This is a genomic window from Nocardia sp. FDAARGOS_372 (assembly GCF_002554515.1).
GTDB lineage: Bacteria > Actinomycetota > Actinomycetes > Mycobacteriales > Mycobacteriaceae > Nocardia > Nocardia farcinica.
On sequence record NZ_PDDW01000001.1, the window covers coordinates 3,795,780 to 3,815,469 of the forward strand.

General features: G+C 66.7%; 24 protein-coding genes and 1 pseudogene. 7 read left to right on the forward strand and 18 right to left on the reverse strand.

What is annotated here, in order from left to right; all coding sequences use genetic code 11:
* Positions 1–41 precede the first annotated feature (41 nt).
* The 6 genes and pseudogenes from CRM89_RS18135 to CRM89_RS18155 all read left to right on the forward strand — a co-directional run bounded on the left by CRM89_RS18135 (position 42) and on the right by CRM89_RS18155 (position 5,269).
* Positions 42–878 (forward strand): SAM-dependent methyltransferase, encoded by an 837-nt coding sequence (locus CRM89_RS18135; protein ID WP_098085232.1) that lies wholly within the window; start codon positions 42–44, stop codon positions 876–878.
* Positions 875–2,998, forward strand: a complete 2,124-nt coding sequence (locus CRM89_RS18140; protein ID WP_098085235.1) for a hypothetical protein — start codon at positions 875–877, stop codon at positions 2,996–2,998. Before CRM89_RS18135 ends, CRM89_RS18140 begins: the two co-directional genes overlap by 4 nt.
* Before the next feature lie 21 nt (positions 2,999–3,019).
* Positions 3,020–3,241 carry a helix-turn-helix domain-containing protein gene (locus CRM89_RS18145; protein WP_098085238.1) on the forward strand — a complete coding sequence of 74 codons (222 nt, stop codon included), beginning with the start codon at positions 3,020–3,022 and terminating at the stop codon, positions 3,239–3,241.
* Positions 3,242–3,307: 66 nt separating this feature from the next.
* Positions 3,308–3,566 (forward strand): annotated as a pseudogene (locus tag CRM89_RS32295) (RNA polymerase-binding protein RbpA); the annotation flags it as partial.
* Positions 3,567–3,707 (forward strand): hypothetical protein, encoded by a 141-nt coding sequence (locus CRM89_RS32300; protein WP_371392077.1) that lies wholly within the window; start codon positions 3,567–3,569, stop codon positions 3,705–3,707.
* A gap of 587 nt (positions 3,708–4,294) precedes the next feature.
* Entirely contained in the window at positions 4,295–5,269 is a 975-nt protein-coding gene (locus tag CRM89_RS18155) for a hypothetical protein (RefSeq protein WP_098085241.1), read from the forward strand.
* 1,419 nt (positions 5,270–6,688) lie between these two features.
* On the opposite strand, the gene CRM89_RS18160 is transcribed toward CRM89_RS18155, so the two are convergent.
* The 6 genes from CRM89_RS18160 to CRM89_RS18185 form a co-directional block, all read right to left on the reverse strand.
* Entirely contained in the window at positions 6,689–6,967 is a 279-nt protein-coding gene (locus tag CRM89_RS18160) for a hypothetical protein (protein WP_127516253.1), read from the reverse strand.
* 25 nt (positions 6,968–6,992) lie between these two features.
* Complete coding sequence (locus CRM89_RS18165) at positions 6,993–7,871, reverse strand: inositol monophosphatase family protein (protein WP_098085246.1); 879 nt, start codon at positions 7,869–7,871, stop codon at positions 6,993–6,995.
* 73 nt (positions 7,872–7,944) lie between these two features.
* Entirely contained in the window at positions 7,945–8,397 is a 453-nt protein-coding gene (locus CRM89_RS18170) for an NUDIX domain-containing protein (protein WP_098085249.1), read from the reverse strand.
* A complete protein-coding gene (locus CRM89_RS18175) occupies positions 8,394–8,765 on the reverse strand; it encodes a hypothetical protein (RefSeq protein WP_098085252.1) in 372 nt (123 codons plus the stop codon). The genes CRM89_RS18170 and CRM89_RS18175 overlap by 4 nt, the downstream gene beginning before the upstream one ends.
* Positions 8,766–9,129: 364 nt before the next feature.
* On the reverse strand, positions 9,130–11,853 hold the full coding sequence (locus CRM89_RS18180; RefSeq protein WP_098085255.1) for a restriction endonuclease: 2,724 nt from the start codon (positions 11,851–11,853) through the stop codon (positions 9,130–9,132).
* A gap of 160 nt (positions 11,854–12,013) precedes the next feature.
* Positions 12,014–12,619 carry a hypothetical protein gene (locus CRM89_RS18185; protein ID WP_098085258.1) on the reverse strand — a complete coding sequence of 202 codons (606 nt, stop codon included), beginning with the start codon at positions 12,617–12,619 and terminating at the stop codon, positions 12,014–12,016.
* A gap of 96 nt (positions 12,620–12,715) precedes the next feature.
* On the opposite strand from CRM89_RS18185, the gene CRM89_RS18190 reads away from it, so the two are divergent.
* On the forward strand, positions 12,716–13,033 hold the full coding sequence (locus tag CRM89_RS18190; RefSeq protein WP_050998041.1) for a DUF2267 domain-containing protein: 318 nt from the start codon (positions 12,716–12,718) through the stop codon (positions 13,031–13,033).
* Positions 13,034–13,112: 79 nt separating this feature from the next.
* Here CRM89_RS18190 and CRM89_RS18195 read toward each other — a convergent pair whose 3' ends face one another.
* The 12 genes from CRM89_RS18195 to CRM89_RS18250 all read right to left on the reverse strand — a co-directional run bounded on the left by CRM89_RS18195 (position 13,113) and on the right by CRM89_RS18250 (position 19,454).
* Positions 13,113–13,484, reverse strand: a complete 372-nt coding sequence (locus tag CRM89_RS18195; RefSeq protein ID WP_098085261.1) for a nuclear transport factor 2 family protein — start codon at positions 13,482–13,484, stop codon at positions 13,113–13,115.
* Positions 13,481–13,957, reverse strand: coding sequence for a thioredoxin (trxA, locus tag CRM89_RS18200; protein WP_098085263.1), 477 nt, complete (start codon positions 13,955–13,957; stop codon positions 13,481–13,483). Before trxA ends, CRM89_RS18195 begins: the two co-directional genes overlap by 4 nt.
* A complete protein-coding gene (locus CRM89_RS18205; RefSeq protein ID WP_098085266.1) occupies positions 13,927–14,235 on the reverse strand; it encodes a glutaredoxin in 309 nt (102 codons plus the stop codon). Before CRM89_RS18205 ends, trxA begins: the two co-directional genes overlap by 31 nt.
* A 21-nt stretch (positions 14,236–14,256) precedes the next feature.
* Entirely contained in the window at positions 14,257–15,033 is a 777-nt protein-coding gene (locus tag CRM89_RS18210) for a redoxin domain-containing protein (protein WP_098085268.1), read from the reverse strand.
* 55 nt (positions 15,034–15,088) lie between these two features.
* Positions 15,089–15,301: a DUF2905 domain-containing protein gene (locus CRM89_RS18215; protein WP_098087038.1), complete on the reverse strand. Its 213-nt coding sequence runs from the start codon at positions 15,299–15,301 to the stop codon at positions 15,089–15,091.
* A 266-nt stretch (positions 15,302–15,567) separates the two neighbouring features.
* Positions 15,568–16,017: an Hsp20/alpha crystallin family protein gene (locus CRM89_RS18220; RefSeq protein ID WP_098085272.1), complete on the reverse strand. Its 450-nt coding sequence runs from the start codon at positions 16,015–16,017 to the stop codon at positions 15,568–15,570.
* A gap of 568 nt (positions 16,018–16,585) precedes the next feature.
* The gene (locus tag CRM89_RS18225) at positions 16,586–17,314 is read right to left on the reverse strand and encodes a GAF and ANTAR domain-containing protein (protein WP_098085274.1); all 729 of its coding nucleotides are present in this window, start codon (positions 17,312–17,314) and stop codon (positions 16,586–16,588) included.
* Positions 17,315–17,522: 208 nt separating this feature from the next.
* A complete protein-coding gene (locus CRM89_RS18230; protein ID WP_228809437.1) occupies positions 17,523–17,858 on the reverse strand; it encodes a J domain-containing protein in 336 nt (111 codons plus the stop codon).
* Positions 17,859–17,866: 8 nt separating this feature from the next.
* Positions 17,867–18,301, reverse strand: coding sequence for a hypothetical protein (locus CRM89_RS18235; protein WP_146770616.1), 435 nt, complete (start codon positions 18,299–18,301; stop codon positions 17,867–17,869).
* Between the two features lie 19 nt (positions 18,302–18,320).
* Entirely contained in the window at positions 18,321–18,515 is a 195-nt protein-coding gene (locus CRM89_RS18240) for a hypothetical protein (protein WP_098085278.1), read from the reverse strand.
* Between the two features lie 2 nt (positions 18,516–18,517).
* Positions 18,518–18,922: a hypothetical protein gene (locus tag CRM89_RS18245; protein ID WP_098085281.1), complete on the reverse strand. Its 405-nt coding sequence runs from the start codon at positions 18,920–18,922 to the stop codon at positions 18,518–18,520.
* A gap of 100 nt (positions 18,923–19,022) precedes the next feature.
* On the reverse strand, positions 19,023–19,454 hold the full coding sequence (locus CRM89_RS18250) for an Hsp20/alpha crystallin family protein (protein ID WP_098085284.1): 432 nt from the start codon (positions 19,452–19,454) through the stop codon (positions 19,023–19,025).
* Positions 19,455–19,690: the final 236 nt, after the last annotated feature.

Below are 19,690 nucleotides of genomic sequence, written 5' to 3' on the forward strand. Positions count from 1 at the left end.
CGGCTCGTGATGGCGAGACGGGGTGGGAGAACGTCACGGTGATGGCGACGCATGAGAGCGCGTCAGGTCTTGAACAACAGGTAGACCCCGACGCGCCGTCGCTGTTCCGGATCTACGACTACCTGCTCGGTGGTGGGCACAACTTCGCGTCCGACCGCGCCGTGGCCGACAAGATCACCACGCTGGTGCCTGGGTATGACGTATTCGTCCGCGAGAGCCGCGCCTTCGTCCGCCGCGCAGTCCTTCACATGCTCACGGCCGGAATCGAGCAGTTCCTCGACCTGGGTGCGGGCATGTTCAGCGCCCACCCCGTGCACCATCTCGCCCAGGCTGAACGTCCTGACGTCCGCGTCGTCTACGTCGATCGCGACCCCATAGCCATCGCCGGTCTCGGTCTGATCGTCCATGCGGACGATCCGAGCACCGGGGTGATCGAGGCCGACCTGCGGCACGTTGACGAGGTGCTCGACCATGCCGTGACCACTCGGCTGCTCGATCTGACTCGCCCGGTGGGCGTGGTGGCCGGGTCGGTGTTGCATTGCCTGCCCGACGCCGAGGATCCGGCCGCCGCATTGGCCAGGTACCACGAGCGGCTGGCACCCGGCTCGCTGTTGGCCGCCTCACACGCCGACGGCATCGTCCTCGGGCTGGAATCGGCCGGTGCGATCGAGGACTGTCTCGCCAGGGCCGGGATCACGCTCGTCCACCGAAGCCGGCGGCAGTTCGCCGACCTGCTGGGACCGTGGCAACCACACCCGGACGGCGTGGCGCCGATCGGCTTGTGGCGACCGGACGGGCTCACCCTGCCCGTACGCGAGTGCCTGTGGGGCAACGCCGTGCTCGCCGACCGCCGTCCCGAGCCCGCGGAGCGCGCATGAACAAGGCCGAGCACATCAACACCGTGTCCGGATCGGCCCACGGCCAGGTGCTGCAAGCCCGCACGGTAACCGCCGACACCATCGTCCTGCACGCTCCCGAGCACCGAGTGCCGGTTCCCCGGCAGCTTCCGCCGCCCGCGCACACCTGGGTCGACCGCGCAGATGAATTGGAGCGGCTGGACCGTCTGCTCACCACGGCGGGCCCGACCCGCGTGGTGGTGACCGGCCTGGGCGGGGTCGGCAAGACCGGCTTGGCGGTGCGCTGGCTCGACGGACACCACGAGCGCCACCCCGACGGCGTGCTGCACGTGGACCTCAACGGCTGGAGCGGCCACCCGCCACCGGCCACCGCGCAGGTCCTCGCCGGATGGCTCCGCGCGCTCGGCGTCGCCGCCGACGACCTGCCGGGCGAGGTGGCCGAGCTGGTCGCGCTGTACCGAACGGTCACCTCGGACAAGGCGGTGGCCATGCTGGTCGACAACGCCCGTTCCGCCGAGCAGGTGCAGCCCCTGGTACCTGCCACGGCGCGCGGCACGATCCTGGTCACCAGCCCCAATCGGCTCGCCGAGCTGGCCATCGCGGGCTTCCGCCACCTCGACCTCGACTGCTTCCCCGCCGCCACCGGCGCCGCGCTCCTGACCGGCCTCCTCGACGAGGATCGACAGCCCATCGGCGAGGAGCTGCTGCACGCGCTGGCCATCCGCTGTCACGGGCATCCGCTGGCCCTAACCATCGCCGGAGCCCATCTCGCCGCCTACCCCCGGCGCGACCCGGCGCGCCTGATCACCCGGCTGACCCACCTCGCCGAGGCGTCCACTGGCGCTTTGGACCCGCACGAGCTGTCCGTTGAAGGAGTGCTGCAGATGAGTTACGAGGACCTAGACGCCACCACCGCCCGGCTCTACCGCGGTCTGGCCGAGCATCCCGGCGTCGAGTTCACAGCCGAGCCGCTCGCCGCCGGGCTCGACGTGCCGGTCACCGACGTCGGCCGCGGGCTCGGGCGGCTGGTGGAGGCGAACCTCGTCACCGAGTCCGGGGACGAGCGCTACCGGCTGCACGACGTCCTGCGTGAGCACGTGCGAGCCCTGGCAGGCCAGGATGACCAGGCCAAGCGGCTGGCGGTGCGCCGCCGGATGATCGAGTGGTACCTGCGGCGCGGGGCGGCGGCCGACAAGATCATCAATCCTTTCCCTCGCCGGTTCAGCCCCGTCTACACCGATCTGGACACCGGCATGTTCGCCGACGCGAAGGCCGCCCTGGACTGGGCCGAGACCGAACGCGCCAACCTTCTCGCCGCTCAACAGGACGCCGCCGACCAGGGCTGGACGGAGCTGGTGTACCAGTTCGGCGAGGTCCTGTGGAACCCGCTGCGACCCAACTACACCGCCGGTGAGTTGGTGAGCTCGCAGTTCCTCGGGGCTAATGCCGCCGCCGACGCCGGGCACATCCTGGAGGTCGTCTGCCGCACCCGCCAGGGCTTCGGCGAGACCAACCTCGGCCACCACGAGGCCGCAGTCGCCATCTGCACGATCGCCGTCGAGCTGGCCGCCGAAGTCGGTGACCCGTGGCTGCACTCCGGCGCGCTGTCCACCCGCGCCCGCGCCCACCTCAAGGCCGACGACCCGCACGCCGCCCTCCCGGACCTCGAACATGCCCTGGAAGTCGCCGAGGGGATGAACGACGCCCGCAGCATCGCGCTGCGACACCGACGCCTCGGCGAAACCGCCCTGCACCCCAAGATCGCCGACGCCCAGCTCGCACTCCACCACCTGCGGCTGGCGGCGAGCATGTTCACCGGCATCGGCGATGACATCGGCCACGCCCGCACCGTCCTGCACTTGGCGCGGGCCCTGACCCTGAACGGGCAAGCCGCCGAGGCAGTGTCGGAGCTGGCCGAGATCGAGCAGGCCGTGCGCGACTACGGCTCGGTCGGCTACCTGGCCGACCTATGCACTGTGCTCGGCGAGGTCCACGCCGCGCTCGGCGACACCGCCGAGGCCCACCGCTGCTACAGCCAGGCCATCGACTACTACACCGCCGCCGGCCCCGGCGCCGACAAGAGCAAGGCCACCGTCATCGCCCGGCGCGACGCCCTCGACTCCGACCAACCGACCGCCTGAATGCGAAGAGGAGCGAACGACATGGCAGCACACACCACGGTCAAGGGAAAGCGGATCACCGGCGAGGCCCGCATCAAGATGGCTGCTGACCTGAAGAAGAAGTACGAAAAGGGCGCCAGCATCCGTGCACTGGCCGAGGCCACCGACCGCTCGTACGGCTTCGTGCACCGAATCCTGACCGAGTCCGGCGTGGTGCTGCGTGGACGCGGCGGCGCTACCCGGACCAAAACCAAAGCCCCATAGCCAAGCGACAGCGGGCACGAGAACGGCTCGCGACACCAGCCATCCGATACGCGAGCGGAGATCATGATGCCCAGACGCGTCTTGCGGGGCTACCGCCTGGGAACGCCCACTGGCGAACCGGATCGCGATGCGCGGCCGGCGCCGCGGATTCAAGTCCGCTTCGCGTGCCGAAGAGGACACGAGTTCACTGTGCCGTTCTCGACAGACGCCGAGATACCCGCCGTCTGGAGGTGCCCGCGACACGGCGTCGAACATTGCCTCCGCATCAATGAAGACTCCGACTGGCAACCTCCCAAGGGAAAGCCCCCACGCAACGCACTACGTCATGCTCTTGGAACGACGCAGCATCGTCGATCTTGAAGACCTCGTCGACCAGGCGCTGGCGGGCATCCTCCTGCAGCGCCGATCGCCTTACGGTCGCGTGCCCATCGGCGACCGAACCTACGGTTTCCGATTCGAGCCATGACCGCCGGCCGAGAAGGCGTAACAGGCAGGCCAGCTCTGATCTGATGTTTCGAGCCGACTACCTCGGAGCATGCGACGTATCGAGCCCGAGGGCGCCTCGCCTCATCATCGACGTGCAGGTCGCGGTCTACGGCTTGGGCTGGCCGGTGCCGGAGTTACGAGCCGGTGAGCCGCGCAGTTCCGTGACACGCTCGCGGAATGGCGCGCCGACCGGCCCGCGCAAATTGTCGTCTGCCACCGTCGTGGGACAACCACGTTGCCAGTCATGGGACCAGCGACAGCGGTAATCTACCGAGAGAAACGTGTTCCAGATCTGCGTCGCGGAGCGATCATGGCGATGGCGACCGAATGTCCTGTAATGCCGATGTGCGGTCGAACGGTGGATGACCGATTCCGATTGTTTGCGCAGTGACCTTGATGCCGCTGGCACAGGCCACTGAGCGACGCGATCAACACGGCAGTGTCTCTATGGATGGGTCGGCGATGAGACGGCCGAGAGTGGCCCGACCCGACACGGACGCCAGCGCTGCACCTGCGGTAACAACGGCTCGATCCGCCGCCATCGACCTCCCTCCGGATAATGGAGCCATGGAACGGCCGATCGATTTCTCGCGCGACCGCCGCATGCTGTGCGGGATCTGCGCCCACGAGTGGCTGGTCGGACTCGATTGGATCGACCGCTGGGAGCAAGGTAGAGAGGTGTGCCCTGGGTGCGGAACGACGTGCGAACACGAAAACGCTCCCCGGGTGACGGTCAATCCCGACGATCTTGCGCTCGACGCCGACAAGATCGCACAGTTCGCCTGGTACCACACGACCACGGTGCCGGACTGGCCGACGAGGGACTTCGACCCGGCGGCCGATCTCACGCCCGAGACACGAAGAGTGATGGGCGGCGCGAAGCGGGTCGCCGCGTGGGCCGCGCGCCAGCGCGGGAAAGCCCTCCATGTCGGCACATACGAGTCCGCGGTCCACAACATGCTGAGGCGGATGCGCGACCAAGCTGACCGCGGCAGCCAGTTCTACCTGTACCGCGTTCTTCTGGTGCCGTCCGTCGTTGTGCGGGAGGGCTGGCTCATAGACCCCAGCGACTTCATGGGTGACGTAGTTCTCGACGAGGTCTGCCCTCCAGGCGTGGACGTCGCCCGCTACCTCAACTATCACGAGGACCCCGGCGGACTCTCACTCGCCCTGGGACGGAGCGCGATCGCCAGCGTCCAGCAGGTCGCCGTACCGCTCCCTGACGCCTGCGACGACGATTGGGTGCGAGAAGCCGCCACGGCTCTCGATGGCACCTCCGACACCCCTGTCCCGGCCACCGACAGGCTTAGTCGATTCATTCGGCCGTCGTCTCCGCAAGCTCTCCTGCGTCGCGAGCTCGGTGCGGCTCTGGCCGGCAAGCTGCCGGTGAACCTCCAGGACCAGTTCGCGTCCGCCGCTGCGTTCGACGAGGGCAACAACCCGATGCAATGGGCTCGTCGGACGAGCTGTCTGTTCGATCTGATCGTGAATCCGCTACGCACGCTGGCCGAACTCGACCGGCAAGAGCGCCGCACGGTCTGAGAATCCACCGCGGTTGCTGCTGCCGCCCAGCACTGACTGTGTTCACAGGTGAAGTTCGGCCGCTGGCCCGCACTATCAAGATCAGCAGCCAGATTCCGGGCCGCCTGAACGTCCGCTCATAGCCGCTGACCGGCCATCCGGGAACACAGCGTCCGCCAATCGCCATCGCGATAACCTGTTCCAGTTCTGCACCGCTGTCGGTGGTCCCATGACTGGCCACGTGGTGGTCCCACGGCCGTGGCAGACGACACAAATGCCGACCCACGGACACCTCTTTGTGTTCGCAGTTTCCTTCGCTATGCCCCCAGGTGTTCATACACATGTTTGCGCGATACGGGCCGCGCCAGTACCGGTGGCGATAGTGAGGCGAGCTGCGGCTTTCGTCCGACGTGTCGTGGTCGGCGTTGTCGTCTCCGTCGTGGGGAGGCAGGTCTTCAGTCCTGAACCGCGGGTGTACCCGGACGACGTTCACGGCGCTCGTCGCGATGATGCCGGCTCGGGCGTCGCCTCGGGTCACTGATCGCGGAGCTGCAATCACATCGGTCTGGGTCAGCGGTTTCTTGACTTTGTGGTCGAGCAATTGCCATAGGCCGTAGACGGTCTGGACCCACCCGGCGCAGTGGTTCGCGTCGGGTTCGGGGAGCAGTTCACCGAATTGAAGGGTCGCGGTGAAGGTAGCGAGTACCGGCATCGGGCTCATCCGGGCCGAGACCGAGCGGACATGGTCGGCGAAGTAGCCCGCGCTGTAGCGGGTCTTTGTCGCTGCCCACTGGGCGACGAACGTGTCCGGGGGCAGGCCGGTCCAGTGGGGCGGCCGATTTGGGGTGTAGAACGACAGTTGGACCCGGTCCTCGTGCGGCGGTGGCAGGTGTGACCAGCTAATGGCGACGATTGGGGCCTCGACGTAACCGGAGACGTCGTAGAGCCAGGGGGCTGGTATCCATCCTGAGCCTGGCAGGTCTTGCGCACGCGCGGCGTCATAGAGGGCGCCGCCGATGCAGCTCTCGAACAGCATGAAGCCGGTCATGCTGGGCATTCGGTCCGAGCGGGCGGGTTCGGTGGACGGGGTGGACGAGTAGGTCACGGCCATCTCGATCGCCTCGTGGTCGACCCACGTCAGGCTCGCGTTCTGGAGGCGGTCGGCTTCATCGCGGGCGTATCGACGCACTTCCCGGCCCTCGCTCTCCGCCGCGGCGGCTCGGGCGACCTGGCCTGTACGTCCTTGCTGGGCGCCCTCGGCCGCGATGTTGGCGTAGTGCTCGTGAAGCCGCCGGCGGAGGAAGGGAAGCTGCTCGGAAGACGGAGCGACCCACGGCGCGGGCTGGAAGATCGAAGCGTCCGGGATCGGGTCGGGAATCTTGAGGCCATCGGTTGCCGGGTGCATGAAACGGACTCCAGCCAAGGTCGCGGCGGCGCTGGTCACAGGCGGCGCAGTGCTTGCAGCACGCGGTCGAGAAGCGCCAGGTGCTCGTCGTCGGGCCGCGGTCCCTCCAGCGCGGCCCGCCGCGCGGCGGCTCGTTCCTCGTCGAGGTCGAGCGGAACCGCGGACGGCCCCGTGGCGGGCAGTTGTCCAAGGCTGGGGAGGTACTCGGTGAGTGGTCCGTTGTCGGCATGGCGGCACGCGGCTTTACCGTGGACAGCATCGAACGGCAGTTCGGGGGTTTCCGGCGAGCAGCGAGGACTCGGCAGGATCACCATCGCGTCCGCCTTCGTGTCCGGCTCCTCACTGTGGTTCACTGCTCTGCGGCAAACTGGTCGGACTCATGACGGGTTCGTGTCGGTCGCCATCGGGCCAAAAACGGGTGCCACGCAGGACGTGCAGGAAGGGCAGCAACTCCTCGCGAAGTCCTGGCGTGGTGGCAATCGCGCACCGGGAACGAGTGGTGTGTGGGCTGGCGTCGGCATCCAGGACGAGGGCTCCGGCCTCTCGGGCGATGACGGCCCCGGCCGCGGTGTCCCACGTCCGGTTGCCGAGCAGGACGCAGGCATCAAGGGTGCCGTCGGCGACCCAGACGAGGTCAAGTGCGGACGAGCCGTAACGGCGAAGCCCTTGTGCTCGTGCCGTGAGTTCCCGGTCCACAGTGGAGCAGAGCACGTCTCGTAGCGCAGTGTCCTGGCCGCTGCCATAGTCGCTGAACCCGATCAGGGCTCGATCGAGCGACTCAGTGCCCGAGGCGGCGATTGGTTCTCCGTCGCGGTAAGCGCCCTGCCCGTCGGTCGCCCAGTAGCGGTGTCCGAGAAAGGGAAGCGCTGTGACGCCGAGGATGGGGCGGTGGTTGTGCACGAGCCCGAGCGCGATCGCGCACAAGGGACTGCCGTGGTGGTGGTTGATCGTGCCGTCGATGGGATCGAGAACCCAGTACGTCTCCTGGTTGCCAACCGAGCCGGTTTCCTCTCCGAGGAACCCGATTTCGGTGCGTCCATCGGCAATCAACCGTTGGCGGACCACGTGTTCGACGTCCTCGTCCACTTCGGACACAGGGTCGCGGTCGCCCTTGTACCGGATCGAGCGAGGACGGTGGCTGAGGACATGCTCGACCGCAAGATCGATCGCGGCCTGTGCCGCGGGCAGGGCAGCGGTGAGGTCGGGTGCCGACAGCATGGTTCCTTCGGTTCTTCGGGCGCGCCCGGCTCACGTAGCTGCGCCAAATGGACCGGGCCGTGGACGGTGAGGGTCAGGAGTAGTGCGGCCACCACGGGTGTTCGACAGTCAGCGCGTCGCTTCGCAGTCGTTCCGCGATGACCGCGGGGCGCAGCTCGACTTGGTGGAGGTCCGCTTGGGTGAGCCACCGCAGTTCGTGTTCGCTGGACCGGGCGGCTTCGGGGCCAGCGAGAGTCACGTCGAACAGCAGGGCCAGTTCGTAGAGGGCAGGCCCGTTCGGTGAGGTGTGATCGCGCAGTTCCACGGTGGCACAGAAGTCGAGGTAGGCGAGGTCGACGTCGGTCTGTTCCCGCACGGAGCGCCGCAGGGCGTCCTCAACGGATTCACCTGGTTGTACTCGACCGCCGGGTAGCCGGAAGGCGCTGGCGTCCCGGTCTCGGACGAGCAGGAGACGCTCCTCGTGCCCGACGAGGCCGTATGCCCCGACAAGCGGACCGAGAGCTGGAGTGGTGGTGGAGGTCATCATGGTGCTCTCACGATCGACGGACAGGACGATAACCGAGGTGACGCCTCAAAGAGGCCAACGTGGTGGTGCTCATCGCACAACCGGGGTTCGTAGACGGCAGTGTTCAACTGGGTCTCGCGGACCAGGACCCGCTCGACCCGCGCACCGTCGGCGCGTGCAAGTCCGATCAGCGTGCTCTCGGCGACTCGGCCCAGCAGTACCGCCACTGCCTCCACCGTGGGCCACGGCAGCCCGTATCCGAATTCTTCGGCATGGTCGGCCGGTTGCTCGGCCCCGAAGCGGAACACCCGGTTGCCTTCGGCGACCAGCGGCGCGATCAGCCGATCGCGGACGCCGAGCATCGTGGCGTGGTCGAGGTGCTCGTTCACTCCCGCGAGTCGTCCAGCAACGTCTCGCCCACGTCGAACACAACCGCGGTCACCATGCTCCTACTCCTACGTCACGTGCAGACACCGCGCGACAGCGAGGGCCCTTCGGCCGCCCAACTCACTGACATCCGTGTCCGCGGCGACCGCCGGTTTGTCCGCTTCCCGGTTGACCACGTCGACGCAGCCCGAACAGCGAGCAGGCCGAGCCTCGACCTAACGGCGATTGGTGTGAGAGAGCGCGTCAGTTGGCCAGTCCGGTGCTCAGCTGTCGGCCAGGACTCGATCACTTGTGGCGACCGTAGCCGTGAGCGCGCTTCGCGGCTACTTAACGTGATGCTCATGGTCGGGTTCGGCCAAGAAGCGATCAGTCTTGTCGGTCAGTCGTGCGTAGCTGTGTAGAGATTCCGCACGCTCTGGCCCATGCACGAATAAACTTTCCAGCCGAAAGCATCGTCGATTCTGCCCATTCGGCGCCGAGTGCGTCCCTGTGTGCAATGCCAAGCGATAGTGGAGAAAGGCCGGGATTTGACTCCAGCGCAGCAAACGCCTCGCGCATGCCCCGCTGCCGTTCTACGATCTCGCGGAGTCGTCCCGGCTCCACCGCGCCGTGCGAAAACACGCTGTTGCCCGACAGAACGATACGCTCGCCCTCATCGGTATCCACCAAGCCGAGTGCGGTTAGGTCGCGGACTGCGGTCGCAAATCCGTTCTTGGAAGGGCGGGTGTGCCCGGCTGGATCAGAGAGATGCAGCAGGAGCTGCAGGGCGGGCCCAGGGTTTGCGCCAGGGAAAGGGCTCCGCACCCGGACAGGTACTGCTCCGCTCAAGAGTCGACCAAGGGGTTCGCTATCGCTTTCCGTCATCCTTGTCATGCCGTTTGCTAGAAGCCGCACTAGACCGGCATATTCCATCCATTGACAGAAAGAGCGAGCATATGTAACCCAACTATCACTTTTCGCCGCCACGGCCCTGAATTCGGCAGCAAGAACAGCTGCAAACTGTGGAATTGAGACGATGTCCTCGCGGGTGAGCATATCGGCAGCAAGCTTGTACATCTTATGTCTACGCAGTGCCTGAGAAACGCGCGCCCTAATAGCTTCTTCCCTATCGGGGGAATCGAGCAGGTCCGGCTCAAGCGTGACGCGGTTCGACTCTGCACTCAGCACGCCGAATTGCCGAAGCTCACGAGAGTAGTTAAAGACAACTGTTGCTGTCGTATCCAACCTCGCAGCTGCATCTGGGACTGAAACGCTACCACCTTCGGCAACAACCACGCGCAACAGGCGGCCGGCCCCGAGAGGGGCGTAGCGGACGACGTATGAGTCCTCGATCGCCACGCTGCCGTTATTAAGATAGTCACGGAAGGTATCCCAGTAGACGTCGATAGTATGACCGACCTGCACTACCAAACGTTGATGAAGCAGGCTATCCAGAACGGCGCCAGTGGCCACATCGTAGTCAAGATCGGATATCGCGACTGGTGCCGCCTGAGCAACGGTTCGGAGAACGGCTTGCTCACTTGGGCTCAACCGGGCAAGGTCACTTTCGAACAGGCCGCGGGCGTTCAGTGCCTGCTTAGCGAGATCGTCTTGCGTGACGCCGCGATCAACCTCGGCGAGTATATGGGCGCCGAACTTCTTGAAGAGCCACGGGAGGCCCTGTGAATTGTACTCGCGAAGCCTTTGTCGCAGATCGCGATTGAGCTTACTGCCGAGCGACTTCTCAAGTCGTCGCAGAAGGGCCTCGACCTCGCGTGGCCCGAACGGTTCAAGGATGGAAACTAGGGATGCGTCACGTATATCATTTCGCAGCCCAAATGGGTACCCCTCGGTCCATGCAACCACGTCAGTCTTCCAGGAAAAGCTGATCGTCAACGGCGCATTTATTTCGCGGATCAGAAATGCGAGATCGCGGAACTCTCGGGTAAGATCCGAGTCTCGAAAAACATTCTCAAATTGATCAAAAGCGAGAAAGATTGGCCGGGCGGGAGATGTCCAGGTGGCACGCTTGAGAGTCTCCACGATGCTCTGCAGACTGCTGAACGCAGCCTGGGGCGGCAACTCAAGAACCTTTCTCTCGACCGCCTTCCGAATAATGCGTTCCATTGCGGCGGGAACGAATTCGGATCGCTCCGCCGTTCTTGAGTCGATAACGATGCCGACGCCGCCTGCCTTCTCGATCCCCTTCTGCAGATGCAGAACTAGCGAACTCTTACCCCAGCCGGATTTGGCATTAATTACTATTGAACCAGCCGTGTCGCGATCCCTGAGCTTTTCAAGTAGCGACTGCGCGAGGATTTTCCGGCCGATGAAGAATTCGGGTGCCGCTGGAAGTTGGTACTCGAAATCAGACGTGCTGCCCTGGACCTCGACAATTTTGGGCAAGGATGGGACGCGAATCGGCACCGCTCCCGCTTCATGGCCTGCGCGAACAACCGGAAGGCCCTTTGATAGATGTCGCTCGATTAGGCGAACAACAGGAGCCGGAACATCTTGCGTCCGCGTCCATGTCACCCACCTGGACGCTCGGCGAGTTTGAGAGTCAAGTTCACAGGCGGCCAGGACGACGCCATGCTCGGTAACGATGACGGTCGGGTCTGATCGAATCTCTGGCCCTTCGTCCCAACTTGGCAGAACATTTGCCGCCTGCAGTAGTTGGCAAATCTCATAAGAGCCGAGGTATCGAAAGCCGGGCAACTTTGCTTGAGCTGCGTCGGCTTTCTCCTTCGCTTCGGGAGTCAAACGAGGGAGCGCAATGAAGAGTCCGTGAATCCGGTCATCATCGGCTCGGGCTAGAGCGAACTTCCCTAGAAAGGATGTCAACAAGGGGACCCGCACATTGGAGCTGTAGGCTTTGCACTCACAAATCAGCTGCTCGTTGGTAACGGTGTGACGGGCCTGGACGTCCAGCTCGATACCTTCGCTGGTGAAGTTTAGATTTTCAGGGTGGGGATCGCCGTATCCCTGCGTCGCAAGAAGCTTTGCGATAAACATCTCGAAGAGGTGACCGCGCCTGTTAGATATCTCGCTCGTCGATGAGCCCTCCGCGAGAACAACGACGGCGGCCGTGTCAACGGTGATCTGATCCACGGATGCAGGGTACGCGCTGGTGCTGTCAGCTGGGAGTTCACGTGTTTGGCTCCCGCGCGGACGTTGCAGCCCGGAGCACCCAGCCCGGCTTGAGCTCCGACTGGCCAACAGCCGCGCTCAATTGGGCCAACTGAAGCGCCGGTCACAGCTGAGGCCAGCGTTAGGTCACCCTGGTCAGGTCGCCGTAGGTGAGGACGAACCTGCTGTGGGTCTTGTCGATGGCGGAGCCGGCCAGTTCGCTGTCCGGAGTACCAGCCGGATAGACGATGAGCGATGGCGTGTGCCGGTTCCGTTCGGGCGCCCAGGATCGGATCTCCTCGCAGAGGTACTCGGTTACCTCGGCGGCGGCCGGGCCATGACCGATCGCGCCCAGTTCCCAGCACACCTCGTCGCCGGATTCCAGTCGCCGGGCAGTGAGGTAGACCAGCGTGTCGCCGTCGACCAGCGCCATGCGCCACCATCCCCTTACGGGGTCGCACACCTCGGGTGGGACGTCGGCGTGAACCTTGATCCGGCACACGCGAGGGTCGGTCACGGTCAGGCGGAGCCAGAGCCCGTCATGCGACTCGTTCCTGCCGAGCGTCGTTCCGGACCAGGCGGTGACACGCGGCTGGTCGAGCACCCCACGCAGCGCATCGAGGTCCACGGCCTGATCGCGGTCCCAGTGGAGCGTGACCAGTTCGTCGGTGGTGATCGCGCCGCTGAGTTCGCCCTCGTCGTCGCCGACCAGGTACACGAAGCCGCACAGGTGGAGCGAATCGGACACCAGACGGCCATCGGTGTAGGTGAAGGCGACGCTGCGTCCCTGGCCGCGCCACCGCAGTTCCCTATTGAAGGTGGGTGTTGATCCACTTCGGGAGGGATGGTGGCGTGGCGGGTTGGCGTGTTCTGGGTGTCGCGGGATGCGGTGCAGCTGCCACAGGAGATTAGCGAGCACCTGCGGCGCACGGTCACGATGGGCGGCGCGGGCAGCGGCGTGCGGTTCGACCGTGGCGAGTTCGTCATGCGAGTCGTCCAGCGGGACCGCGCCGACGAGCCGGCGGCGGTGTACCGGGCACGGGTGGTGTTCGAGGTGTTCCGCGAAGCCACGACCGGCGGCGTGGTCGACAAGGTGTGCGAGGCATTGCCGGCCGATGTGCGGGAGTTGGTCGATGCGGGCAGCATCGGGCCGCTGAACTGAGCCGGAGGACCCAGCTCAGCGGCCGGTGTGCCCGCTGTTGCCTGGGAACGCTGTCGGCACGCGCTGCCTCCTGCGGGTGCTATCGGGGTGTCTGCTGGTGGAAGGTCAGCTTCCAGCCGTCGGTGCGGCGCACGTAGACGCTGCTCGTCAGGGCGGTGTAGGTGGGTGCGTCGTCTCGGTGGGCGGTCGCTTCGTAGGTCACGATCGCGGTGTCGTTGGTGGGGTGGAGCACTTGTGGGTCGCGCAGCTGGTAGGCGGACCAGGGTGGGCCGGACAGCGAGTCCAGGATCGCCGTCCGGTTGTCTAGCACGAGGCCACCGGGTAGGAGCATGACCGCGGTGTGGTCGAGGATGTGCTCGTAGAACCGTCGCGCCGTCTCTGGGGTGGACGACAGGGCCTGCCAGCCCTGTTCTTCGAGGTCGATCACCTCGTCGCCGGTGGTCGAGATCATTTTGGTCCTCCTGTCCCGGCGATGGCCCCCTGTTGAGTGAGCCAGTTCTGGAGGGCGTGCGCGGGTTGAGCGCCGACCATCCGGCCGCGTTCGGTGCCGTTGCTCATCAGGATGAGGGTGGGGATACCGCGGACCTGGAGTCGCTGGGCGGTGCGGGGCGCGTGGTCGGCGTTGACCTTGACGACTTTGAGCCGTCCGGCCTGGTCGCGGGCGAGTTGATCGATGACCGGGGCCATCGTGCGGCAGGGGCCGCACCAGGGCGCCCAGATGTCCACGAGGACGGGCAGTGTGCCGTGCTGGACGGCGGGTTCGAAGTTGGTGTCGTCGGCGTCGACCAGCCAGGGCAGGTCGGTCTTGCACGCCCCGCAGCGGGGATGGCCGGCTGCCGCAACCGGAGTCCGGTTGCGGCGCCCGCACCGAGGGCACGGTGTGATCGCCCCGGTTACAGCAGTCCGTGTCGTGTCAGTGCCCATTGCAGCTCCTGGATGGTGGGTTGTTCCAGCCACTGGCCGCCGATGTAGACGACGGGGTTGCGGATGTCTCCGCCGGCCAGCCAGCGCAGTCGTTGCCTGGCTTGGGGGTTGAGGTCCAGGTCGACGTACTGGTAGGGCACGCCGGCGCGGTCCAGCAGGCGGCGCACCATCTGGGTGATGCCACACCAGCGGTTTCCGTACACGACGACCGCGGCGGGCGCGACCGTGCCGACGGTGCGGGCGGCGCGGTTGATCGGGGCGACCATCGGGATCGTCATTGTCGTCACCTCCTCGACAGGTCACAGGTTCGTCAGGTCGTGGGGTTCGCGCGACGCGGGTTGCTGGGCGACCTGGTCGAGCGCGTCGAACAGTTCGTAGATGTCCGGGATGTGGTCCACCTGTGGCGAGACGTGCGCGTAGCGGATGACCCCGTCGGCGTCGACGAGGTAGAGCGCGCGTTCGCTGAACCCGTCGGACTCGCGCCAGACCTGGTAGCGGCGGGCGACCTCACCCTTGGGGTGGAAGTCCGCGAGCAGCGGGAAGGTGATGCCGCGCACGGCCGCCCAGGCGCCGTGGCTGTAGAGGGAGTCCGCGGAGATGCCAAGCACGGTCACACCCCGGCTGGCGAACTCCGGCAGCTCCTGCTGGTAGAGCTCCAACTGTCGACTGCACCCATGGCTCCAGTCCAGCGGGTAGAACACGAGCAGGACCGGGTGCCCGCGGAAATCGGCGAGGCTCACCGGCCGGTTCTTCGCGTCTGGCAACGTGAAATCGGGTGCTCGGGTGCCTACCGCCAGGCCAGTGGACTCGCGGGCGCCCTGCATCGGGGGCGCGCTGCGGTGCAAGTTCGCGACGTCTTCCAGCGTCACGCCCTGCGTGGTGATGCCGTCGGGCGCCTGGTGCCCCACGGCCTGTGTCTCCCCCGTCACGGGGACGTGCTGCACGATTTCCTGGGTGATCGCGTGCAGCACCGACAGTGCCTCGGTCACCGGGGAGTCCGCGTCCAGACGGTCACCGAGGTCGGCGAACCGCTGCTCCAGTTCGTGCAGCCGATCCCAGCCACGAGCGGGAATCATGATCCTCACCTCCCTGACAAAGATTCGGGTGGCGCGGCGCCGGTCGGCGCGAGCCTCATCGGCGAAGCAGCGTCATGGCCAGAGACAGCACGACGGACACCAACAGCATGGACGTGAGTGGCATGTAGACGCGGACGTTCTCGCCGATGAGGCGGATGTCGCCCGGGAGACGATCGAACCACGACAGCCCACCGGTCCACGCGAGCACGCCGACAACGGCGAGCACCAGTCCCGCCGCCACCACGTACGGCCCGATATTCGTGCCCATCGTGGATCTCTCCTCCCACCGCTTCCCGATGTTCCCCACCAACAGAACAGAGCCAGTCGTCGTGCGCGGCCAAATACCGCGCACGACGACCGGCTCGTAAGAGACGGGACGGTCGGCACTTCACCCGTGCTGCCGCGTCGACAGGACGCCGGGCGGCTCGCGCCCAGGCCGCCGGAAAGGGTCAGGGGCGCCCAGGCGTCGATGACCGCGTCACCACGTGCACTGAGGTGAGCGCCGAATTATCACCGCGGAGCGGCGACCAGGGGTCAGGCGTTGATCGCCTGGCGTTCCCCGGTGCCGCTGGTGATGGCGATCTTGCGCGGCTTGGCCTCCTCGGCGACCGGGATGCGCAGGGTCAGGACCCCGGCGTCGTAGCTGGCCTGGATGTTGCCGGTGTCGAGGGTGTCACCCAGGAACAGCTGCCGGCTGAACGTGCCGGTCGGCCGCTCACTGATGATCGTCTCGACCTTCTCGCCGTTCTCGTCGATGACCGTGGTGCGCTGCGCCTTGACCGTCAGCACATTGTTCTGCACATCGACATCGATGGACTCTGGGCTCACGCCGGGCAGGTCGAAGTGCACCACGAACTCATCGCCGGAGCGGTAGGCATCCATCGGCATGACCGCCGACCGCGACAGGCCGCCGCCGAAACCACTGCCGAACCACTGCTGGCTCAACCGGTCCAGCGCCTGGAACGGATCAGTACGCATCAGCATGGCGTTCTCCTCCTTCCCTTCGTCGTGTCCGTGTGCTCGCGTCGCGGACAACCGCGTCGCGTCAGCACCATCACGTCGCTGACATCCCTAGCAACGCACTACTCCTGACCTATGTTCCCTATGCGATGTAGTTCACGCGTCGATCTATTGCTAAATGGATTGAAGTATGAAGGTGCAGTTCAAGGATGGTGTGACGGCAGTGCTGGAACGGCCTGTCGACTCGGGAATCAGACGCAAGAGCACATCAGCACCGCGGACCGTCCTGATTTGGCAGGGCCGCACGGTTGACCGGCGGCGCGCACTTGCTGTCCTGCCGAGCCTGGGCAGGTGTGACGGTGTGCGCCTGCGTGGACAGGTGGCCAGGCGGTGGTCAGACATGCGGGGTGGGTTGTGCGGTGAGTGCGAGAGCATAGGTGGGGTGGAGATCTACCCAGCGTCGCGTCGACGACTTGGAGGGACCGGCGCACGCGACTGGCTGCCGCGCTGCGCACCACCCAGCAGCTGCTCGCCGAAGCGGTCGGTGGACAACCGGAGTGCTGGCTGACGACGATCACCGCCTCGTCGGGGATCACGCGCTGGTGACGTGCGCGACGAACCGGGTGGCGAGGTCACGCAGCTTGATGTTGTCGCGCTGGGATTGCTCGACCAGCAGGGTGAATGCCTGGTCGGCGTCGATCCGCCTGACCGCCATGAGGATGCCTTTGGCCTGGTCGATCACCGCCCGGCTCTCCAGCGCGGTCCGCAAGTGCGCGGCGGTGCGGCGGGCGTGTTGGTAGCGGTGGTAGACGCGCAGGGCCGCCGTGACGGCGCTGGTGTAGAGGTCGAGCAGTTTCTCGTCCAGTTCGGCGAAGCCGTGAGCGTGGGTGCTGTAGCAGTTCACCGCGCCGGCGTGCCCGTCGTCGATGACGATCGGCGCGGACAGGAAGCTTGCGAATCCTGCCTCGGTGGCGTCGCGGGCGAAGTCCGGCCAGCGGTCACGGGCCTGGGCGATCGACACGCGCACCAGCGCGCCTGATCGCGCGGCGTCGAGGCAGGGTCCGTGTCCGAGGGCGTACTGGTCACCGTCGAGGCCGGCGACGACGTCGCTGGTCGTGGCCGCGGTCCGGGCGTTGCCATCGTCGAGCAGGGTCACGGTCGCTTCGTCCACGCCCGGTATGGCCTTGGTGACCTGGGCGCACACCTGCTGCAGCAAGACGGTGAAGTCGTCCACGCTGCCCAACGCCGCAGTCAGGCTTTCCAGCGCGCCGGTGACCTCGTCCAGCACCTGTGGCCACATCTCGTCCCGTGCGCGGTCCATGATTGCCTCTCGTCGGCTGCCGGGCGCCGCAACGCCTGACTACCTCGGGTATCCCGTCAGGCCGCCCGTTACCCATGAACCCTGGGGTGCATCCGGTGCGCCAGCGCAGTCGATGCCACATGACCTGCGGGAACCGGTGGTGACACGCCTGCCGGGCATCAAGTCGCGGACCCGGTGAAAGTCGGTGCGGAGGCGGTCAGTCGCGCGGTCAGTGGAGGTGGCGGCGGACGGGGCCGACTCGCAGGTCGGGTTGGCTGCGCGCACCGGGGCGGTGGATCCGCACGGGAATGGAGATGGGCTCTCGACATGGTGACGGGGCGGGATGGTCGCGGTCGTCGGTCGCGCGTCGGCGTGGATCGCGCAACTCGGCGTAGGCGGCGAGCACCTCGGTCAGGCGGGCCGGATCGGTGGGTGCGTGCGCGGCGTCGGGGTGCAGGTGGCGCACCAGTGCCCGGTAGGCCGCGGCGATCTCGCTCGGCGTCGCCTCCCGCGAGACGCCGAGTACTTCGTACGGGTCGGGTACCGGTGACGGTGACATGGTCATCCGCTCCGTCAGGGATGGTCGGTCCTGCTCGCCGTTCCCGTGGTGTCCTCGGGCACGGTGTTCTCGGGCACGGTGTGCAGGTGGCTGACGGCGGTGTAGACCTCGCGGGCGGCACCTTCCGCCTCGTCCAGCGCGTGGCGCAGCGCGGCCAGTTCCCGGCAGGTGCGGGCGACGTGCTCGGCGGGGTCGACGTCGTCGTCGGCACGCAGCCGATACCGCTCGGGATAGCCGCCGACCTGCGGTGCCAGCGCTGCGGCCAGGTCACCCAACGCGCCTAGCAGATAGATCAGCTGCCAGGTCTCCTCGCGCAGGCCGGCAGGGCCGGGCCCGTGGCCGGCTGTCACGCGGCCTACCGCGTGCTGCACGGCCTCGGTCACCCTCGTCAGCGCGACGGCCAGCGACGCGCCGGGCGGTGATCCTGAAAGAGTGCGGGAACGGGGCATCGCACGTTGCTCCCGTCGATCACGGCCAGGACTGGTCGTCGGCGGGCTCGTCGGGCAGCGGCACGACGCGCCGCTGATCGGCCACGTCGGCCGGGTCGGCCTCGACCACGTCGATCGGCTCGGTGAGCGGGTCCGCGCCGGACTCGTCCTCCAGGTCGGGTCGGGCGGGGCGCAGCTGGTCGGCCACGTCGTTCCAGGGCTTGTCCAGGCTCATCGTCATTCCTCCCCTTGCGGCGTCTTCCCGTCGCGGTTGGTACCGGCCAGGTCGTCCAGGGCGGGGGCGAGCAGCAGTGCGCCGGTGGTCAGGCAGCCGTGCAGTGCCCGCAGATCGGCGTGGATCTCGTTGCTGACCTGCGGGCCGTGCCGCTCGGCGAGGGCCGGGGTGCGGTCCATCAGGGTCTGCACCAGGTCGGCCAGGGTGGTGGTGACCTCGTGCGTGCCGGTGATGACCGCGGACACCTCGGCCGCGCCAGGGAAACCGGTGCGCAGGGCGGTGGCGGTGTCGGCGAGCCGCCGCCGGGCATCGGCCAGCGCCCCGTCGATCCGCGTCCCGCCGACGCGCGCGACCTCGGTCCGCGCTGCGTCGATCGGCGCCGCGCCGTCATGCCTGGTGTCGGTCATCGGTTCCCTCCTTTCCCGCACCTCGTCGGCTTCCCCCGGCACGGCCCCGGAAACACCCCGCCGACGGGGCGCGTCGGCGGGGCCGGCGAGGGCGTGCGGGTCAGGCGTTGACCTGCTTGCGGTCGCTGCCGGCGCTGATGGCGATCTTGCGGGGCTTGGCCTTCTCAGCCACCGGGATTCGCAGCGTCAGCACACCGGCCTCATAGCCGGCCTGGATGTGCTCGGCGTCCAGAGCCTCGCCCAGGAACAGCTGCCGGCTGAACACGCCGCGGGGCCGCTCGGCGACCTGGTACTCCACGTGCTCCTTGGTCTGGCCGGGGCGTTCGGCCTTGACGGTCAGCACGTTCTGCTCGACGTTCACCTCGATCGAGTCCGGGCTGACGCCGGGCAGGTCGAATGCGACCACGTACTCGTCCCCGGTGCGGTAGGCGTCCATCGGCATCGCCGCGGGACGGGCCGCGGTTCCGTTGGCGCCGAAGAACTGCTGGGTCAGCCGGTCGAGCTCGCGGAACGGGTCGGTACGCATCAACATGTCACAGTCTCCTTCCACACCATCAGGTTGTCGATCAGGTCAGTTCCGATCGGACGGGGCTGCATCCCCGCCGCTCATTCTTGCTAACGGTCCGCTCAGCTTTTCTGTTCCCGTGACCACAACTTCGGCGACGACGGCGAGGGAACCTGGGGGTGCCCGGACGCGCCGAAGCCCGCCCTGGCGATGCAGTGGCGGGCCTCGCGGATTCACATGATCGAGGAAGGCTGGACGCTGTC

Excerpts from the sequence above, each read along its gene's own strand:
- CRM89_RS18135 (WP_098085232.1), top strand. The coding sequence starts at position 42 with ATGGCGACGCATGAGAGCGCGTCAGGTCTTGAACAACAGGTAGACCCC.
- CRM89_RS18140 (WP_098085235.1), top strand. The coding sequence starts at position 875 with ATGAACAAGGCCGAGCACATCAACACCGTGTCCGGATCGGCCCACGGC.
- CRM89_RS18145 (WP_098085238.1), top strand. The coding sequence starts at position 3,020 with ATGGCAGCACACACCACGGTCAAGGGAAAGCGGATCACCGGCGAGGCC.
- CRM89_RS32300 (WP_371392077.1), top strand. The coding sequence starts at position 3,567 with ATGCTCTTGGAACGACGCAGCATCGTCGATCTTGAAGACCTCGTCGAC.
- CRM89_RS18155 (WP_098085241.1), top strand. The coding sequence starts at position 4,295 with ATGGAACGGCCGATCGATTTCTCGCGCGACCGCCGCATGCTGTGCGGG.
- CRM89_RS18160 (WP_127516253.1), bottom strand. The coding sequence starts at position 6,967 with ATGGTGATCCTGCCGAGTCCTCGCTGCTCGCCGGAAACCCCCGAACTG.
- CRM89_RS18165 (WP_098085246.1), bottom strand. The coding sequence starts at position 7,871 with ATGCTGTCGGCACCCGACCTCACCGCTGCCCTGCCCGCGGCACAGGCC.
- CRM89_RS18170 (WP_098085249.1), bottom strand. The coding sequence starts at position 8,397 with ATGATGACCTCCACCACCACTCCAGCTCTCGGTCCGCTTGTCGGGGCA.
- CRM89_RS18190 (WP_050998041.1), top strand. The coding sequence starts at position 12,716 with ATGGTGGCGTGGCGGGTTGGCGTGTTCTGGGTGTCGCGGGATGCGGTG.
- CRM89_RS18195 (WP_098085261.1), bottom strand. The coding sequence starts at position 13,484 with ATGATCTCGACCACCGGCGACGAGGTGATCGACCTCGAAGAACAGGGC.
- trxA (WP_098085263.1), bottom strand. The coding sequence starts at position 13,957 with ATGGGCACTGACACGACACGGACTGCTGTAACCGGGGCGATCACACCG.
- CRM89_RS18205 (WP_098085266.1), bottom strand. The coding sequence starts at position 14,235 with ATGACGATCCCGATGGTCGCCCCGATCAACCGCGCCGCCCGCACCGTC.
- CRM89_RS18210 (WP_098085268.1), bottom strand. The coding sequence starts at position 15,033 with ATGATTCCCGCTCGTGGCTGGGATCGGCTGCACGAACTGGAGCAGCGG.
- CRM89_RS18215 (WP_098087038.1), bottom strand. The coding sequence starts at position 15,301 with ATGGGCACGAATATCGGGCCGTACGTGGTGGCGGCGGGACTGGTGCTC.
- CRM89_RS18220 (WP_098085272.1), bottom strand. The coding sequence starts at position 16,017 with ATGCTGATGCGTACTGATCCGTTCCAGGCGCTGGACCGGTTGAGCCAG.
- CRM89_RS18225 (WP_098085274.1), bottom strand. The coding sequence starts at position 17,314 with ATGGACCGCGCACGGGACGAGATGTGGCCACAGGTGCTGGACGAGGTC.
- CRM89_RS18230 (WP_228809437.1), bottom strand. The coding sequence starts at position 17,858 with ATGACCATGTCACCGTCACCGGTACCCGACCCGTACGAAGTACTCGGC.
- CRM89_RS18235 (WP_146770616.1), bottom strand. The coding sequence starts at position 18,301 with ATGCCCCGTTCCCGCACTCTTTCAGGATCACCGCCCGGCGCGTCGCTG.
- CRM89_RS18240 (WP_098085278.1), bottom strand. The coding sequence starts at position 18,515 with ATGAGCCTGGACAAGCCCTGGAACGACGTGGCCGACCAGCTGCGCCCC.
- CRM89_RS18245 (WP_098085281.1), bottom strand. The coding sequence starts at position 18,922 with ATGACCGACACCAGGCATGACGGCGCGGCGCCGATCGACGCAGCGCGG.
- CRM89_RS18250 (WP_098085284.1), bottom strand. The coding sequence starts at position 19,454 with ATGTTGATGCGTACCGACCCGTTCCGCGAGCTCGACCGGCTGACCCAG.